This window comes from Candidatus Pelagibacter sp. HIMB1517 (assembly GCF_052047895.1).
Lineage (GTDB): Bacteria > Pseudomonadota > Alphaproteobacteria > Pelagibacterales > Pelagibacteraceae > HIMB114.
Genome location: NZ_JBNAIW010000002.1, coordinates 91684 through 109563 on the forward strand (window position 1 = coordinate 91684; position 17880 = coordinate 109563).

The following is a 17880-nucleotide window of genomic DNA, read 5'->3' on the forward strand; positions in this document are numbered from 1 at the left end:
TTTATCACTTAATTTTTCTTTTATGAGTTGTTGAGTTTTTAGCTAAGAAAGACTTTTCCATAATTCCAGATAAATAAGACAATCTCCCAGCTTCAACTGCTAATTTCATAGCCTCTGCCATTAAAATTGGTTTGCTTGCTTTGGCTATTGCAGAATTTACTAATACCCCGTCACAACCGAGTTCCATTGCAATATTAGCATCAGATGCACAACCAATTCCTGCATCAACTATTACTGGAATTTTAGAGCGTTTTTTAATTAGTTTGATATTATTTTTATTTGGAATACCGTGCCCAGAACCAATTAAAGATCCAAGGGGCATTACTGCTACTACTCCTATTTCTTCAAGCTGTTTGCAAGCAATGGGGTCATCTGAACAATAAACCATCACATCAAATTTTTCTTTTACTAAAATTTTAGCGCACTTTAATGTTTCTTCCATATTAGGGTATAAAGTTTCTTGATCTCCTAAAACCTCAAGTTTAACTAAATTCCAACCCCCACTATCTCTTGCCAACCTCAAAACTCTTAAAGCGTCTTCAGAATTAAAACATCCCGCTGTATTTGGAAGGTATCTAATTTTTTTTGGATTAATGTAATCCATTAATAGCGGCTCTTTTTTATTTGTAATGTTAACTCTTCTTACGGCAACTGTAACCATGTCAGCGCCAGAAGCTTTAATAGCCTTTGCTGTTTCGGAAAAATTTTTGTATTTTCCCGTTCCAACAATTAATCTAGATTTAAATTTGTATTTACCTACTCTAAATAAATCTTTCATTAACCGCCTCCAATAAAAGTAACAACTTCAACTTTATCATTTTTTTTAAACTTAAAATCTCTATATTTTTCCTTTGGAATAACAACTTTATTTACTTCAATGGCAACTTTTGATGACTTAATATCAATTTTCTTTAAAAGAATGTTAATTGTATCTTTTTCATTGATTGAAAATTTTTTGCCATTTAAAACAATATGCATTATTAAAGCTTAATATTTTTCAATTAATAAAATGTCAAAAAAAATAGAAATTATTAACGGACCAAATATAAATCTTTTGGGTAAAAGAGAACCGGAGATTTATGGTAATCTTACATTGGAAGATATAAATAACCAAATTAAAGACTATGCAAAAAAACTAGAGCTAGATGTATCTTTTTTTCAGTCTAATGTAGAAGGTGAAATTGTGAATAAAATTCAAGAATGTGATAAATCAGATGGATTAATAATAAATGCTGCTGCTTTTACTCATACCTCAGTGGCAATTCATGATGCTTTAAAAAGTTTAAATATACCTAAAATAGAAGTTCATATTTCTAATATTTATAAACGAGAGGAATTTAGGCATAAATCATTAATCAGTAATGTGGTTGATGGAATAATTTGCGGTCTTGGAATTAATAGCTATAAATTAGCTCTGCAAGGTGTAAAAAATATCTTAAATGAAAATTAATAAAGATAAAATCAAAGAATTAGTTAAAATTTTAGATGAACTTAATCTAACTGAATTAAGTTACTCTGATGGAAAAGAAAGTATCAAAGTAGGAAAAGGTACATTATCGGCACCAAGTGTAGTTTCATCAAACAATTTAGTTTCTGCTCCAACAAAGTCTTCTGGAAAATTTAATGGAGTAAAAAGTCCAATGGTGGGAACAGCTTATCTTGCACCTGAGCCTGGGGCAAAACCTTTTGTTACTGTTGGATCAAAAGTAAAAAAAGGAGATACAATTCTAATTATTGAAGCTATGAAAACAATGAACCATATACCTTCAACACAAGATGGGATTGTGGAAGAGATTTGTGTTAATGATGGTGAGTCTGTTGAGTTTGATCAAGAATTAATCAAAATTAAATGATAAAAAAAATACTCATCGCAAATCGCGGTGAAATTGCTGTAAGAGTAATAAGAGCTTGCAAAGAACTTGGTATTAAAAGTGTAGCTGTACATTCATCAGCAGATAAAAATGCAATGCATGTTCAACTGGCTGATGAGAGTGTTTGTATTGGACCACCAAGAGCAAGTGATAGTTACCTTAGTATTCCAAATTTATTATCCGCTTATGAATTAACAGGTTCTGATTCAATTCATCCTGGGTACGGTTTTTTATCTGAAAACTATGAGTTTGCTAAAATCCTAGAAGATCACAAAATTAATTTTATCGGTCCATCTTCAAGTTTAATAAAAAAAATGGGTGATAAAATTGAAGCAAAAAAAATTGCCAAAGAATTAGGTCTGCCAACAATTAAAGGTTCGGATAAAGGTATTACGGACATTAACGAAGCTAAAAAAATGGCAGAAGAAATTGGTTACCCTGTACTAATTAAAGCTGCTGGTGGCGGTGGTGGAAAGGGTATGAAAATTGTTTATGAAAGTAAGAATTTAGAAAAAAATGTAATTGATGCGAAAAGTGAGGCTAAAAAATTTTTTAACAATGATGAAGTCTTTATTGAAAAATTCTTTCAAAATCCAAGGCATATTGAAGTTCAAATTTTGTCAGATGGAAAAAAAGTTGTTCATCTAGGTGAGAGAGATTGTACTGTCCAGAGAAGATATCAAAAACTAGTTGAGGAAAGTCCAAGTCCTGTTTTAACAAATGAGGAGAGGAATAAACTTTTAGAAAATTCTGTAAATAGTATTTCAAAACTTGGGTATAAAGGTGCAGGTACTTTAGAGTTTATTTATGAAAATGGTGAATTCTTCTTTTTAGAAATGAATACCAGACTTCAAGTTGAGCATCCAGTTTCAGAAGCAGTAACAGGAGTAGATTTGGTAAAAAGACAAATTGAAATAGCATCAACTGGCAATTTAGAGCTAGATCAATCACAAATAAGTTTTAGTGGTCATGCTATTGAGTGCAGAATAAATGCAGAAAATTATAAAAAAGATTTTCAACCTAGTGCTGGAAAAATAACATCTTGCCATATCCCGTCAGGACCAGGAACCAGAGTGGATTCTGCGATTTATCAAGGATATGTTGTGCAACCATTTTATGACAGTATGATTGCAAAGCTAATTTCTCACGGAAGAGACAGAGAGTCAGCGTTGGCAAGATCACTTAGAGCTTTAGATGAATTTGTAATTTCTGGTATCGATACCACAATTGACTTGCATCAAGAAATTTTAAAACATAAAGATTTTTTAAGCTTCAATTATGATGTCAATTGGTTGGCGAAATCAGATATCTTAAATAAAAATTAGTTACAACTTTTTAATGAAATATCGTAATTTGGATGCTCTATTTCATTAATTGATGAATTTGAGGCAAACATCCAATTATTAAATAAAAAAACCCTGTCTTTAGTTCGATTTTTAACATCTTTAATTTGCACCAAAGCAGAAGTTTCTAAAAATCCTTTCCTGGTATCAAGAACACACTTATCAATAAAAATTTCAAAATCTTTAATATTTTTTAAAGTTTTTAAATTAATTTTTTCAGTGGTTAATCTTGAAGTTATTTTATCAATAATTTTTATCTCAGCATAATTATTATCATTGTTTAAAACTTTTACTAATTCATTTCCAAATGATGAATAGCTAAAAATAAATAAATAAATAAATATAATTATTTTGGTTGCCATCTTTTGTAGGGCAATTTTTTTTCATGCAGAGGAACATAAGCTTGACTTGTACCAGTGAGGTTTTTTTTATGTTCTTTCTGCCAATTAAAATTATTAAATTTTACTTGATCTGGTGTAGTTTTAATTATTTTATGCAACCAAGAATGCCACTCAGGGGGTATTGATGAGGCGTCAACAGTACCATTGTAAATGACCCATCTTTTTGTATCATCTTTATTTTGATAATATTTATTTCCATAATAATCTTTTCCGACCATGTTTCCATAAACTAAAGTTTGTAAGAATGTTCCAAATGTTTGTCCATTCCACCAAGAAAAAATAATTTTAAATAAATTCATTAACACAATTGAAAGTTGTTTTTTTTTAAATGGACTTATAACAAAGAGTCACTTAGAAAACTATTTTAATATTAACGATTCTTAAAGGAAAATATGAGTAAATTTGTAGCTGAAAGTTTTTATACGTGTCTTTTTAAAATAAGTCATAAACTAAATGAAATAAGTAACGAGTCTCTTAAAGAAATAGACAAAAGGGATGATGGAAAATTTGAAATTATTGATGTTAAATTTAATAAAAGAAAAACCAAAGCTATAGGGGATGTTAAAAATACTTCAAAACAGGCTCAAACTGAAGACCTTAAAGATTTAATTCAAAACAGTGTAAATGAAGCTCCAAAAAGTTCAGGTGTAGAAAATAATTTAAACGACAAGAATTTTAACTTCAGAAGAAGAATGCCTGATAGAAGAAAGGCATATATTCAAAAGGCAACAATTGATGACAATAAAGTCTACTTGCATATTGGAGAGTATGAAGACGGTAAGATTGGAGAAATTTTCATTGATACTAATAAAGAAGGCGAACTTGTAAAATCAATGATGAATAATTTTGCTATAGCAATATCACTAGGGCTGCAATACGGAGTTCCTTTAGAAGAATATGTTGATGCATTTATTGATACCAAGTTCGAGCCATCTGGAAAAGTGCATGGTAATGACCGTATTTTAAGTGCAACTTCTATATTGGATTATATCTTTAGGGAATTAGCAATCTCTTACTTGGGTAGAGAAGATTTGGCACACACTCCATCAATTAAAAAGGCTGAATCTGCGGAAGCTTCAAGCCCAGAAGAAGCCAAATTTCTTGATGTGCTTAAAAATGTTACAAGTAAGGGATTTGTAAGAAATCAATATAAAGAAAAGTTAGTAGATCTTACTAATGTGAGATTGAATATTAAAAGTAAAAAAGCCTAATCTTTTTTTATTGTTTTAATATTAAGATCTTTTAGTTGGCTTTCCTTAACTGATGATGGCGCGTTCATCATTAAATCTTGTGCATTTTGATTCATAGGAAACATAGTAACTTCTCTGATATTTTTCTCATCAGCAAGTAACATGATAATTCTATCAATGCCAGGGGCTATACCTCCATGTGGTGGTGCTCCATAACTAAAAGCATTTATCATACCTGAAAATTCTGTATCTACTTCTTCTTTTGAGTAACCAGCAACTGAAAAAAGTTTATACATTAAATCAGGTTTATGATTTCTAATTGCACCAGAAGATAATTCTATTCCATTACAAACAATATCATATTGATAAGCTTTAATATTAAGTGGATTATTAAAATCTAAATTTTCAATGTCACCTTGTGGCATAGAAAATGGATTATGACTGAAAGTTATTTTTTTCGTTTTTTCATCGACTTCATACATTGGATAATCAACAATCCAACAAAAGGCAAACTCGTCTTTATTAATCAAATTTAAATCTTCGGCAATTTTTGTTCTGGCAAGCGATAAGATTCTTTCAACTTCGCTTTGAGAACCGCATGCAAAAAATATACTATCTCCAATTTCAGCATCTGTAATCTTCATGATTTCTTTTAATGAATCCTCTGAAAACAATTTGCCAATTGTGCCTTTGCCAGAAATTTCACCATCACTTTCCTCAAAAGAAAAATAGGCCAAACCAGAAGCACCTTCACTTCTTGCCCATTTATCAATTCCATCAAAAAAACTTCTAGGTTTTTCTACTGTTTGTTTGGTTACAATTGATCTTACAATATTTCCTTTAGAGACTAGTTTTTTAAATATTTCAAATTTAACATCTTCACGCTTAAATATCTCACTTACATCTGAAATTACCAATGGGTTCCTCAAATCTGGTTTATCAGTTCCATACTTTAACATTGATTGTTCATAAGGAATTCTTGGAAAAACTTTATTAATTATTTTTTTATTAGAAAATTTTTCAAAAACACTTGAAAGTAATTTTTCTAAAATATCAAAAACCTGATTTTGATTAACAAAGGACATCTCGATATCCAATTGATAAAACTCCCCTGGGCTTCTGTCAGCTCTTGCATCTTCGTCCCTAAAACATGGTGCAATTTGAAAATATTTATCAAAACCAGCAACCATTATAAGTTGCTTAAATTGCTGTGGAGCCTGTGGTAATGCATAAAATTTTCCAGGGTTTAATCTGCTTGGAACTAAAAAATCTCTTGCCCCTTCTGGACTTGATGAAGTTAAAATTGGAGTTTGAAATTCTAAAAAACCAAATTTTTGCATTTCATCTCTTATGAATGAAATCACCTCTGATCTTAAGATAATGTTTTTATGAATTCTTTTTCTTCTTAAATCTAAATACCTATACTTTAACCTAATATCCTCGGAATAATCTTCATCTAAAAATACCGGTAATGGTAATTCTTTCGCTGATCCAAGTATTTCAAAATTATTTATCGATATTTCAATTTCACCAGTTTTTAAATCTTTATTAATTGTTTCACTTGATCTTCCCAAAACTAAGCCTTCAATCTTAACAACTGTCTCTAACGAGGTTTTTTCAATATTTGAAAAACTTTTATGACCCTTTTCAATCACGCACTGACTGATGCCATAATTATCTCTCAAATCTATAAAAAGTAAATTCCCATGATCTCTTTTTTTATGTATCCATCCAGATAAGATAACTTCTTTATCTTTATGAGATTTATTTAATTCTCCACAAGTATGTGTTCTATAAGTTATCATTTAGGATAAATCCTAATATATACAAAAAGTGCAAAAAACAAGAAAATATAATGATTGTAAATAATCAAAAAAAATTAGAATTATTCAAAAAATATTTTAACAAAAAAAATTATTTATGTGTTGATACTGAATTTGAAAGAAAAAAAACTTATTATTCAAAGCTATCAATAATTACGATTTCTGATGGACAAAAGATTTTCATTTTTGATTTATTAAAATTTCCAGATCAAATTAAGACTATTAGAGAAATCTTTAAATCAAAGAAAAAGATCAAAATAATACATGGGGGAATGCAAGATATAGAAATTTTTCTTAATCATAATGTGAATATTGAACCATTTTTCGATACTCAAATAGCAAGTGGATTTTTAGGATTGGATAAAAATATTTCGTACGCAAACTTAGTAAAAAAATATTTTAAAAAAATTTTGGATAAAAAACATCAAAATGAAGATTGGTTGAAAAGACCGCTGCTAAATTCTCAAATAAAATATTTAGAACGTGATGTGAAATATTTAAAAAAAATGTACTTAATACAAAGCAAATTGCTAAAAAAAGAAAAAAAACTTAATTTTGCTAGAGAAGAATTTTCTCTAATATTGAAAAAAATAAAAAATAATAATGGAATTAATTCAAAATTTAAAAAGAAATTAAGTATTCAATTATATAATAATAAAAATTTTATAAATCTCATTAAAATAAGAGATGATTTAAGTAAGAAAAAAAACTTACCAAAAAACTGGATATTAAAAGATGAGGAAATCATTACAATAATTAAAAATAAATCTTTTCATACAATTAAAAAAAATAAAATTTTTTCTCAAAATCAAATTAAAGATATTACTAATTTACTAAAAAAACTTTCAAAAATAAGGATTAAAAAAGAAAATAACGAAATTCAAATTAAGAGTTTAGAATTTTTTAGATTTTTAGTTTCAAAAAAATATTCAATTGATCAGAATTTGATTGCATCTAAATTTGATATTGCTGAATACAAAAGTATTAAAAAAAATTCCAAATGGAGAAATAAAATTTTTTATGATTTATATGAAAAAATTATTACAGGTAAAAAGAAATTCCTTATCAAAGATTTCAAACCGTTTCATTAAAAACTTCATTTATTAATTTATAATCTATTTTTTTTTTCTTAATTATACTCTGATCGTTTAATTTGATTAAAAATTTTTCAATACTTGAATATGACCTATCTATTTTTTTTACAATATATTCTACTAAATCTTTTTTTATAACAATTTGATTATCAGAAAAGTATTTTAAGATTAAAGAATATATAAGATCATCACTTGGATTTTGTATTTCAATCAATAAAAACTCTTTCAATCTTGATTTCAAATCTAGCAATTTGATTTCTAACATAGTCAAAGGTTCTCTTGATGATATAATTAAATATTTCTTATGAAGTATAAAATGATTTATTAATGAAAAAAACTTATCTTCATTAATTTGAAAACCATCTAAAATAAGTTTATCAACAAGAAAAAGCTCATCATATTTCTTTTCAAAATCTTCTATGTTGCTTATGTAATTAAATTGTTTTTTTTTTCTAAATAATTGTAAAATAAATGATTTTCCAGATTTTTTTTCACCGACAATATTAATTAATTTGGTTTCCCAATTTGGAAATTTATCTAGGAAATTTAATACATTACTGTTTGATGTATCTCTAATTAAGTTCTCTTCAAAAAAATTTTTAGTATTATTAAAATTAAATATACGTTGTTCAGTCATTTTTTTTTAAATTTATATTTCCATTTTTATTTTCAACAATTAAATTAAATTCTGCCAATGATTCTATGAAATTGACCTTGGAACCTGAAAAAACTAAATTTCCTGAGTATTTACTATTTGTCACCTCAATATCATTCAACGAAATAGTATTTTTATTTTTTTCTAAAATTTTTTTAATTTCAATATAATCAGATAATTTTTTTAAAGTATAATGAAATACAAAACTATTATTTTTTAATGGTGATAAGATTTGAATTTCTTTCCATGAATTATTTAATTCTATAATTAGTTTATCAAATAATTCATCAATGTTTGTTTGGTTAAATTCTTTAAGTTTAAATTTATTCGAAAATTTTAATTCATTAAATTGGTATTTGACAAAAACATTTTCTTTTTCTTTATCTAAATCCTGGTCTAAAACTATAAATATAAAATCTCTAACACCATAGTTTACTGTTAATCGGTCAACTCTGGTAATTTGATAGGATTTTAACTCTATTTCTTTTAAAAAATTAATATCAGTCAAATCCCCATTTGGAGGAAACGCATTAATAAGATTATTTGATTTTTTACTCCAGTTTTTTTCAAAACTGTCATTTAACCAATAATTTATTTCATTATTTTTCTTTTCAACAACTATGGTTAGAACAGGATCGCTTTTAAAATTTATATATTTAATATTTTGTGATTTTAATAAATCATCAATTTTAAATTTATCAAATTCAATTTTGCAGATAACTTCATAGACTTTGTCTGTTTTCAATTCATCTTTGACAATAAAATATTTAAAATAATTTTGATAATTATTAATTTTTTTAATATTCTTATAATCTGAGTGAATTGTAATTGATTTTAAAAAGTCATTTAATGATTTTTTCTTTATATCCTCAATAACTTTATTTCTATTATTTTTTATTTTTTTTAGTGATGTTTTAAAAGAATAATTATCAACAATATAAATACTAGAGTTTGCCTTAACAGAGAATAACATTACAAACATCATTGTTAAAAATATTTTAAATAAATGCATAAAAAGACCTTAACATACAAGCAAAGTGGAGTTGATACATCAAATACTAATAAATTGGTAAAATATATATCAAACCTATCTAATAAAACAAAAATTAAAGGGTCAAGAATATCTGGTTTTAAAAATATTGGAGGCTTTGGCTCCTTATTTGATTTAAAACCTCACAAAATTAAAAATCCTGTTTTAGTTTCAGCTACTGACGGCGTTGGTACTAAATTAGAGTTGGCAAATAAATTAAATAAATTTGATACAATTGGAATAGATCTGGTAGCGATGTGCGTTAATGATCTGATCGTTCAAGGTGCAAGACCGTTGTTTTTTTTAGATTACATCGCAATAGAAAAAGTTGAAAAAAATAAATACAAAAAGTTATTAAAAGGAATTGCTAAAGGCTGTGAAATTTCAAAATGTTATTTAGCCGGAGGAGAAACAGCTGAAATGCCAGGCATATATTCAAATAATAAGTTTGATATGGCAGGTTTTTCAGTTGGAATAGTGGACAAATCTAAAATTTTGGACGGAAAAAAAATACAAAAAAATAATTTAATTTTAGCTATTCCATCATCTGGATTACACTCAAATGGTTTTTCGCTTGTTAGACATGTATTAAAATTAAAAAAAATTAAAAATAAAAATATTTTAAAAAAATTATTAGAACCTACAAAAATTTATACAAATGAAGTCTTGAAACTCCACTCAAAAAATCTGTTAAATGGATGCTGCAATATTACAGGTGGTGGTATCACTGAAAATTTACCAAGAGTGTTGCCAAAAAGTAAAGGTGCTGTGATAGATTTAGATAAAATTAAAACCTTAAAAATATTTAAATTTTTAAAACAAAGTAATATCTCTGATAATGAAATGTTAAAAACATTTAATTGTGGTGTAGGATTTTGTCTTATAATAAATAAAAAAAATCTAAAAAAAGTACAAAGTTTTTTTAAAAATAAATACAAACCTTATCCAATTGGTAAAATTATAAATTCAAGTAATAAAAAAATTATTTTTAATGGTAACATTAAATTCTAAATCAAAAGTAGCGGTATTTATTTCTGGAAGGGGTTCAAATTTAAAGGCTTTAATCAAAAATTCTAAACTTAAAAGAAGTAAATATAAAATTAGCCTTGTTCTATCTAATAAATCAAATGCAAAAGGATTAGATTTTGCAAAAAAAAATAAGATTAAAAATTATTTCATTGAAAAAAAACTGTCTAATTTTGAAAATAGAGCGTTAAAACTAATTAAGATAAATAAGATAAAAATAATATGCTTAGCTGGGTTTATGAGAATACTATCTCCAAATTTTATTAAAAAAGCCGCTATACCAATAATAAATATTCACCCCTCTCTCCTGCCAAAACTAAAAGGTCTAAATACTCACGAAAGAGCTATTAAGGCAAAATATAAGTTTTCTGGATGCACAGTCCATTATGTAAATGAAAAACTAGATTCTGGTAAAATAATAATTCAAAAAAGAGTAAGGGTATTTAAATCAGATAATCCAAAAAGCTTAGCAAAAAAAATCTTAAAATTAGAGCACAAGGCCTATGCCGAAGCACTTCAAAAAATAATTTAATCTTTAAAAAATAAATCTATTTCAATTTTAGCATTTTCAACAGAATCTGATCCATGAACTGAGTTTTTATCTATCGAAATTGCATATAAATTCCTAATTGTACCAGGTTTTGCATCTTTTGGATTTGTTGCTCCCATTAAATCTCTATTTTTTTGAACTGCATTGTCTCCCTTTAAAACCATAGCCACTAATGGGCCAGAACTTATGTAACTACACAAATCATTAAAAAAAGGTTTATCAGAATGGACAGAGTAAAACTTTTTTGCAAAATTCATATCAACGTGAACTTTTTTCATTTTTTCAACAATCAAATTATTTTCTTCAAAAATTTGAATTATTTTACCAATCAAATTTCTTTCAACTGCATCTGGTTTAATTAATGACAATGTTTGCTCACTCATAATGCTCCTCCACTAATCTATTTAAAAGTTTTACCCCATATCCCGTTGCACCAGCAGGAATAGTTTTTGTACTTGTCTTTGTCCATGACATACCAGCAATATCTAAATGAGCCCATGGAGTTTTATCTAGCACAAATCTTTGGAGAAACTGTGCTGCAGTTATAGAACCTGCACCTCCAGAATAATTAATATTTTGCACATCTGCAATTTGAGAGTCGATCAATCGGTCAAAGTTTTTATTCAATGGTAGTCTCCATGCTTTTTCGTTATCTTTATAGCTAGTTTTATTAATTCTTTCTGCTAGTTGATCATTATTCGAAAATAATCCTGCGTACTCATTGCCCAATGAAATTATAATTGCCCCAGTTAAAGTTGCTAAGTTAATCATAAATTTTGGTTTGAACCGTTTTTCTGTATAAGACAATAAGTCAGCAAGTACTAATCTACCTTCTGCATCTGTATTAAATATTTCAATAGTTTTTCCACTGTAAGATTTTACAACATCCCCAGGTCTTTGAGCATTTCCATCTGGCATATTTTCAACCAGTCCAACGATTCCTACTGCGTTCACTTTTGCTTTCCTCAATGCCAATGTTTGCATCAGGCCAACTACTGTGCCTGCACCAGCCATATCGTATTTCATTTCTTCCATAAATCTAGCTGGCTTTAATGAAATACCACCTGTATCAAAACAAACTCCTTTGCCGATAAAACTTAATGGCTTGGCTGATCTTTTTCCACCATTCCATTTCATTATTGCAACATAACTATTATTAGAACTTCCTTGCCCTACTCCAAGAAGTGCATTCATACCAATTTTATTCAATTTTTTTTCATCCAATATTTCAATTTTCAAACCATGTTTTGATAGTTTTTTAATCTCATTTACAAATTGTTTTGGATTGAGAATATTTGCTGGCATACTAACCAAATTCCTAGTTTGAGTAACTCCAAAATTTATATTTGATGCATTATGTAATGATTTTTTTAGTAGGGATTGATTTGATGAAACTAAGATAATTTTTTGAATATTTTTATCATTTTGATCAACTTTATAATTTTTAAATTTGTAAGATTTTGACAGCATCCCAGTGATTATATTCTGGATTATTTTTTCTTTTAATAAATTTTTTGGTAATGTGTCTACAAGTAGTTCAATCTTATTTTTTTTTAAAATTAATGCTTCGTTAACAATTGATCCGCCTAAATTTTGATATTCAAATTCTTCTGATTTTTCAGTAACATTGAAAAAATATAAATTTTCAAATTTAGAGTTTTTGACTCCAGAGATAAATGTAAACCCTTTTCTATTTTTTGAAGCTTTTTCTTTTAGAAATTTTGCAATTTTTGCATCGACTATTTTTGCAATACTGTTCAACTTTGAGTTTTTGTTCGTCAGAACGGCTCTAAAATCACAACTTTTGGTGTATTTGGTTGAAATACTTATCATTTAAAATAAAAGGTTAATACACATTAAATGGTTAAAAACAAGATTTACAAATATTTTTTTGTAGAGTTTTTTAAAATTTTCTTACTTATATCCTTATCTTTATCATTATTAATATGGATGACTCAAGCAGCGCGACTCTTAGAACTTGTAACAGAATATGGAAATTCACTAAGTATTTACTTGAAATATTTGATCTTTATTTATCCAAAAATTTTTGACAATATTTTTTTATTAAGCTTCTTGGTTTCAATATTGTTTTTAATAAACAAACTTGAAGAATCCAAAGAATTGAGCATTTATTGGTTATCTGGAATAGATAAAAAAAAAATTGTAAATCTTGTAATATACATCTCAATTATAACGATTTTTTTAAATATTTTGCTATCTGCAATTATAGCTCCCTGGAGTTCATTGAAAGGCAGAGAATTGCTTGCAAATTCAAAATTTACTTTAGTCAATTCTTTAGTAAAGGAAAATAATTTTAATACACCTCTTAAAGGTTTGACAGTTTATGTAGAAGAAAATGATTTAAAAGGAAATTTAAAAAATATTTTTATATATGAAGAAACTAGAACAATAATTGCAAAAAAAGGACAGGTTTTATCAGATGATCAAAATAATTATCTAAAACTTTATGACGGTACAGTACAAGAAAAAACAAATGATAATATTAATATAATTAACTTTAATACTACAATATTTGACTTTTCAAAGTTTAAATTACAAAACACAATTTATCCAAAATATAGTGAAAGAAATATATTTTGGTTAATCAGAAATTACAATAATGATAAAATCAAATCAAAAGAGGTCAGAGAAGAAATAAACAAAAGAACAATCAAGCCATTTTTGATGTTAATGCTAGGTGTTTTGTCTTGCTTTTTAATTTATGAAAATAAAAAAAAACAAATTAAATATTATAAGTTAATAATTTATATCTTATCTTTTTTTCTAATAATTTTAAATCAAATTGCATTGAGCATAAGTGGTAAAAGTTTAATTTATTCTGCATCATACTTTTGCATAATTATTCTTTGCTTCTCTATAATATTTATACTTTTAAATAAAAAATTAGAATTTGAATTTAAATAATGAAAAGAAATATACCAAAAAAAATTATAAGATATCTTTTAAAAGAATTAAATTTTTCTATCATAATTTTTTTTTCTATTTTTTTAACACTAACACTCCTTTCTAATTTCATCGAAGAGATGATCTTTTTTCGAAACAAAAATTTAGATAACGAATTAATCACCCAAACAATTATATTATCAGCAATTAAAACCCCAACAATTATAATAAATATGATGCCCTTCATTATTCTATTCTCCTGCATATTTTTTTACGTAAAATTATTAAGGATAAATGAAATTATGCCTATGAGTTTATCTGGTATTTCAAAAAATACTATAATTCTTATCCCGGCAATATATAATTTATTTATAGGTATATTAATAATACTAATTTTGACACCTGTATCTTCAGAACTAATAAAATATTATGAAAGTGTTAAACAAAAATTTTCCAATAATGAAAACTTAATTATCATTAGTAATACAGGGCTATGGATTAGAGAAGTTAAAGATAATTCTATTTATATTTTAAGATCAGATAATATAGAAATGCAAAACTTTAAAAAGTTAAAAAACTTAACAATTTATCATTTTGATAAAAATTCAAATTTTATACAAAGGATAGATGGGCAAAGTGCAAAAATCAATAATAATAAAATTAAAATATTAAAAGCCAAAATTATTGATAAAAATAAAAACAAAGTGATAAAAGAATATGACTACAAATCAAACTTAGTTTTTGAAAATTTAAAAAGTTTTTTTTCAAATTCCGACTCTTATTCATTTTGGAATATACTAAACCATCTTAAATATCGTGAAAATATTGGGTACATCGATCAAGAATTGATAATAAAATTTCATAAATATTTATCTTTACCTATAATGTTATTTTTAATGTCATTGATATCTACAATGTTTACAATAGGGCTTAACTTTCAGTTCAATAATTTTATTTATGCATTTTTCGGTATTTTAGCTGGAATTTTAATTTATTTTTTAGGAGATCTCTCAATTGCAATGGGTAAAAGCGGAAAAATACCCTTAATTTTATCAGTATGGGCTCCATTACTTTTGATAATAGTGTTATATATCTTTAGCGCTATAAGAAATCATGATTAAAAAAAATAATTTTTTAAAAATTTTTGTAATTTTTATTATATCTTTAAATTATGTTGCTGAATTAAAATCTGAAAATTTCTACGATATCAAAGCTGAGAAGCTAATATATCAAGATAATACAAATAAAGTTATAGCAGAAGGAGACGCGGTTGCTACATCAGATAATAAAATAATCTCAGCAAAAAAAATTATCTACGACAAAAAAAAAAATATATTAGAAACTTTTGGTTTATCAAAATACACAGATGGCAAGAATACACTTGAGGCAAAAAAATTTATTTATTCCATTAACTTAAAAAAAATAGAAGCTAAAAAAAATGTAATTTTTATAGATACAAATAAAAATAAATATTTTTTTGACACTTTTGTTTATTTTAATGAAAAAGGGATTGGTAGTGGCGATAATATTGAAACTATTTTTTTTGACGGATCTCATTTGAAATCAAAATCAGGTAAATTTGATCAAAAAAAAAGTTTAACTTTACTTAATAATGCCACATACACAACTTGCTCTAAAGTTTATAATAAAGAAAATAAGTATTGTCCTACTTGGTCACTAAAAAGTAGATCAATTGCTCATGATAAAAATAAAAAAAAAATAATTCATAGAAATTCAACACTAAGAATAAAAAATATACCGATTTTATATAGCCCATTTTTTTCACATCCAGATCCAACCGTTGATAGGTTATCTGGTTTCTTGCCACCGTCTATTAAAACTTTGTCAAATATTGGTAGAACTGTAAGAGTTCCATACTATTGGGCAATATCGAAAGATAAAGATTTACTGTTTACCCCAGTGTTTTATTTCAAAGAAAATCATTTATATAACATAAATTATCGTCAAGCCTTGAAGCATGGAAATCTTAAGCTAGATACAAGTTATACTAAAGGATATAAAAGATTTAAAAATAATCAAAATAGAACAAAAGGTTCAAGAAATTATTTATTTGCGGAATATACTGGTCAACATAAGAATATTATTTTTAAAAATAATGAATTAAATTTTAAGATTCAAAGGGTATCTCAAAAAAACTATTTGAGAATAAATAAGCTGAGTAGTAATCTTTTTAAGGAAGATATAAGAGAATTGGAAAATTCTTTAAAAATTTCTTCATACGAAAAAAATAAACGCCTTGATATTAAATTTGGTATTTTTGAAAACTTGGATGTAGCAACAAATGATAAATACACATACTTTTATCCAGATGCAAAATTTTCATATAACACAAAATTATTTAATAATTATAATATAAATACAAATAATTTTTTAAATCTTCAAAAATTTTCAGACGATAAAAAAAAGAATAAATTTTTAAATGAAATTCAAATTCAAAAAAAACCAAATATCATTAAACCAATTGGATTAAAATCTATTTTAAAATTTGGAGGATATAATAAAAATTTAATATACAACAATTATGATAATAAAAAACAAAATATTAAAATAAATAATAATTTTACAATAGCATTAGACAACACAATTCCATTAGCAAAGTTTTCAGAAAAAAATTCTCAATTACTAACACCCAGGGTATTTTTAAAAACTACATCAGGTAATATGCAAAGTTCCTCAAATTCAAACAAAATTCTAAATTTTCATGATTCATTTGCAATGAATAGAACAAATAGTTTAGAAAATATTGAGACAGGTAACTCTGCTGGTTATGGTTTTGACTATCTTTACAAAAAAAATGATCAAAATAAAAATAAAACGCAATATAGCTTTGGTACTGGTATCAGCCAAGTGGTGAGGGATAAAATAGAAAAAAAAATGCCGAATAGATCATCTTTAAATAATAAAACTTCAGATTTTGCTGGACATTTGAAATTTGATTTTTTTTCTGATAATGAAAATTTAAATCTAACAGAAAACGAAGTAAAAAAAATTAGTTTTTTAAATACTTTTAAAGACAATAAAATTTCAATAAATTATAACTATAATTTGAGTAATGATTTTTCTAAAATTCACAGAAATAGTCTAATTACAAGTTATTCATATAATAATTTTTTTAATAGCATAAGATTTGAAGAAAAAAATGAACACGTTGGAAATGAAAAAAATATAAACTTTAATTTAAAAAAATTATTCACAAATAATTTATATTTTAATATTGAAACTAAGAAAAATTTAAATACTGACTCATCAGAGTTTCATAAATTTGGAGTAATCTTTGAAAATGATTGCATATTAGCTTCACTATCACTCTCAAAAAATTTTTACTATGATGATGATTTAAAAAGTTCAAAAAATCTAATTTTTGGAATAGTTATAAAGCCATTTTCAGATAGTATAGCTCCTGACCTAACGAGTTTTATTGATTAATGAACAAATTAAAAATTTTATTATTTCTAATTTTATTTTTAACGACAAATAATCAATTAAAAGCAAATCAAATAAAAATTTTAGCGATTATTGATGATGATATAATTACAAATTTAGATTTCTATAATGAAAAAAAAACTTTAGAATTTCTAAATAAGACAAAAATAAATGACATTAATAATTTAGCAATAATTAACTTAATGATTGAAGATAAATTAAAGGAAATTGAAATTAATTTAAAAAAAATTAGTATTAGTGAAAACGATATTAACAAAAAACTTAATTCAATTTTAAGTCAAAATAATAATTTAGAAATAAATAAAAATATTAAAAAAAATTTAAAAAGAAAAATCAAAGTAAATTCAGGTTGGGAAAAGTTAATTTTTTTAAAATATCGCAGACAACTAGAAGTTAATATGGACGAAATTAATGAAATAATTAAAATAAAAAAAATTCCAGCTGAAAGAAAAGATATAATTGTAAATAGTGACAAAAAAAAAAAAATTAATATTTTTTCAAAAATTTATTTAAATGAATTAAAAAAAA

At 25.7% G+C, this 17880-nt stretch carries 20 protein-coding genes; 11 read left to right on the forward strand and 9 right to left on the reverse strand.

The window, feature by feature from the left end:
- Nucleotides 1-4 precede the first annotated feature (4 nt).
- A complete protein-coding gene (locus ACTTAT_RS02030) occupies nt 5-778 on the reverse strand; it encodes a thiazole synthase (RefSeq protein ID WP_440679396.1) in 774 nt (257 codons plus the stop codon).
- Entirely contained in the window at nt 778-978 is a 201-nt protein-coding gene (gene thiS, locus ACTTAT_RS02035) for a sulfur carrier protein ThiS (RefSeq protein WP_440679397.1), read from the reverse strand. Before thiS ends, ACTTAT_RS02030 begins: the two co-directional genes overlap by 1 nt.
- A 31-nt stretch (nt 979-1009) precedes the next feature.
- On the opposite strand from thiS, the gene aroQ reads away from it, so the two are divergent.
- Genes aroQ through accC form a run of 3 tightly spaced genes read left to right on the forward strand, consistent with a single transcriptional unit; the run spans nt 1010 to nt 3196 of the window.
- The gene (gene aroQ, locus ACTTAT_RS02040; protein WP_440679398.1) at nt 1010-1450 is read left to right on the forward strand and encodes a type II 3-dehydroquinate dehydratase; all 441 of its coding nucleotides are present in this window, start codon (nt 1010-1012) and stop codon (nt 1448-1450) included.
- Nucleotides 1440-1853: an acetyl-CoA carboxylase biotin carboxyl carrier protein gene (locus tag ACTTAT_RS02045; protein WP_440679399.1), complete on the forward strand. Its 414-nt coding sequence runs from the start codon at nt 1440-1442 to the stop codon at nt 1851-1853. The genes aroQ and ACTTAT_RS02045 overlap by 11 nt, the downstream gene beginning before the upstream one ends.
- Nucleotides 1850-3196: an acetyl-CoA carboxylase biotin carboxylase subunit gene (gene accC, locus ACTTAT_RS02050; protein WP_440679400.1), complete on the forward strand. Its 1347-nt coding sequence runs from the start codon at nt 1850-1852 to the stop codon at nt 3194-3196. Before ACTTAT_RS02045 ends, accC begins: the two co-directional genes overlap by 4 nt.
- Here the strand turns inward: accC and ACTTAT_RS02055 are convergent.
- Both ACTTAT_RS02055 and ACTTAT_RS02060 read right to left on the reverse strand, forming a co-directional pair.
- Nucleotides 3193-3576 (reverse strand): DUF2155 domain-containing protein, encoded by a 384-nt coding sequence (locus tag ACTTAT_RS02055; protein ID WP_440679401.1) that lies wholly within the window; start codon nt 3574-3576, stop codon nt 3193-3195. The two genes, accC and ACTTAT_RS02055, sit on opposite strands and share 4 nt — an antisense overlap.
- On the reverse strand, nt 3561-3914 hold the full coding sequence (locus ACTTAT_RS02060; RefSeq protein WP_440679402.1) for an NADH-ubiquinone oxidoreductase subunit NDUFA12 family protein: 354 nt from the start codon (nt 3912-3914) through the stop codon (nt 3561-3563). The genes ACTTAT_RS02055 and ACTTAT_RS02060 overlap by 16 nt, the downstream gene beginning before the upstream one ends.
- 93 nt (nt 3915-4007) lie before the next feature.
- Between ACTTAT_RS02060 and ACTTAT_RS02065 the strand changes: the two genes are divergently transcribed.
- A complete protein-coding gene (locus tag ACTTAT_RS02065; protein WP_440679404.1) occupies nt 4008-4826 on the forward strand; it encodes a TSCPD domain-containing protein in 819 nt (272 codons plus the stop codon).
- On the opposite strand, the gene aspS is transcribed toward ACTTAT_RS02065, so the two are convergent.
- Entirely contained in the window at nt 4823-6610 is a 1788-nt protein-coding gene (gene aspS, locus ACTTAT_RS02070) for an aspartate--tRNA ligase (protein WP_440679405.1), read from the reverse strand. The genes ACTTAT_RS02065 and aspS overlap by 4 nt on opposite strands.
- A gap of 50 nt (nt 6611-6660) precedes the next feature.
- On the opposite strand from aspS, the gene ACTTAT_RS02075 reads away from it, so the two are divergent.
- The gene (locus tag ACTTAT_RS02075) at nt 6661-7719 is read left to right on the forward strand and encodes a hypothetical protein (protein ID WP_440679407.1); all 1059 of its coding nucleotides are present in this window, start codon (nt 6661-6663) and stop codon (nt 7717-7719) included.
- On the opposite strand, the gene ACTTAT_RS02080 is transcribed toward ACTTAT_RS02075, so the two are convergent.
- A complete protein-coding gene (locus ACTTAT_RS02080) occupies nt 7703-8359 on the reverse strand; it encodes a hypothetical protein (RefSeq protein ID WP_440679408.1) in 657 nt (218 codons plus the stop codon). The genes ACTTAT_RS02075 and ACTTAT_RS02080 overlap by 17 nt on opposite strands.
- Nucleotides 8352-9389, reverse strand: coding sequence for a hypothetical protein (locus ACTTAT_RS02085; protein WP_440679409.1), 1038 nt, complete (start codon nt 9387-9389; stop codon nt 8352-8354). Before ACTTAT_RS02085 ends, ACTTAT_RS02080 begins: the two co-directional genes overlap by 8 nt.
- Between ACTTAT_RS02085 and purM the strand changes: the two genes are divergently transcribed.
- Both purM and purN read left to right on the forward strand, forming a co-directional pair.
- Nucleotides 9384-10418: a phosphoribosylformylglycinamidine cyclo-ligase gene (gene purM, locus ACTTAT_RS02090; RefSeq protein ID WP_440679410.1), complete on the forward strand. Its 1035-nt coding sequence runs from the start codon at nt 9384-9386 to the stop codon at nt 10416-10418. The genes ACTTAT_RS02085 and purM overlap by 6 nt on opposite strands.
- Nucleotides 10399-10965, forward strand: coding sequence for a phosphoribosylglycinamide formyltransferase (gene purN, locus ACTTAT_RS02095; protein ID WP_440679411.1), 567 nt, complete (start codon nt 10399-10401; stop codon nt 10963-10965). Before purM ends, purN begins: the two co-directional genes overlap by 20 nt.
- On the opposite strand, the gene ndk is transcribed toward purN, so the two are convergent.
- Nucleotides 10962-11366 carry a nucleoside-diphosphate kinase gene (gene ndk, locus ACTTAT_RS02100; protein ID WP_440679412.1) on the reverse strand — a complete coding sequence of 135 codons (405 nt, stop codon included), beginning with the start codon at nt 11364-11366 and terminating at the stop codon, nt 10962-10964. The two genes, purN and ndk, sit on opposite strands and share 4 nt — an antisense overlap.
- Nucleotides 11359-12816, reverse strand: a complete 1458-nt coding sequence (locus ACTTAT_RS02105) for a leucyl aminopeptidase (protein WP_440679413.1) — start codon at nt 12814-12816, stop codon at nt 11359-11361. The genes ndk and ACTTAT_RS02105 overlap by 8 nt, the downstream gene beginning before the upstream one ends.
- A gap of 27 nt (nt 12817-12843) precedes the next feature.
- On the opposite strand from ACTTAT_RS02105, the gene ACTTAT_RS02110 reads away from it, so the two are divergent.
- The 4 genes from ACTTAT_RS02110 to ACTTAT_RS02125 form a co-directional block, all read left to right on the forward strand.
- Complete coding sequence (locus ACTTAT_RS02110) at nt 12844-13908, forward strand: LptF/LptG family permease (RefSeq protein WP_440679414.1); 1065 nt, start codon at nt 12844-12846, stop codon at nt 13906-13908.
- Nucleotides 13908-15008 carry an LptF/LptG family permease gene (locus ACTTAT_RS02115; protein WP_440679415.1) on the forward strand — a complete coding sequence of 367 codons (1101 nt, stop codon included), beginning with the start codon at nt 13908-13910 and terminating at the stop codon, nt 15006-15008. The genes ACTTAT_RS02110 and ACTTAT_RS02115 overlap by 1 nt, the downstream gene beginning before the upstream one ends.
- Nucleotides 15001-17334 (forward strand): LPS-assembly protein LptD, encoded by a 2334-nt coding sequence (locus ACTTAT_RS02120; RefSeq protein ID WP_440679416.1) that lies wholly within the window; start codon nt 15001-15003, stop codon nt 17332-17334. The genes ACTTAT_RS02115 and ACTTAT_RS02120 overlap by 8 nt, the downstream gene beginning before the upstream one ends.
- A partial coding sequence (locus tag ACTTAT_RS02125; RefSeq protein ID WP_440679417.1) for a hypothetical protein occupies nt 17334-17880 on the forward strand: 547 nt, incomplete at its 3' end. The genes ACTTAT_RS02120 and ACTTAT_RS02125, both read left to right, overlap by 1 nt.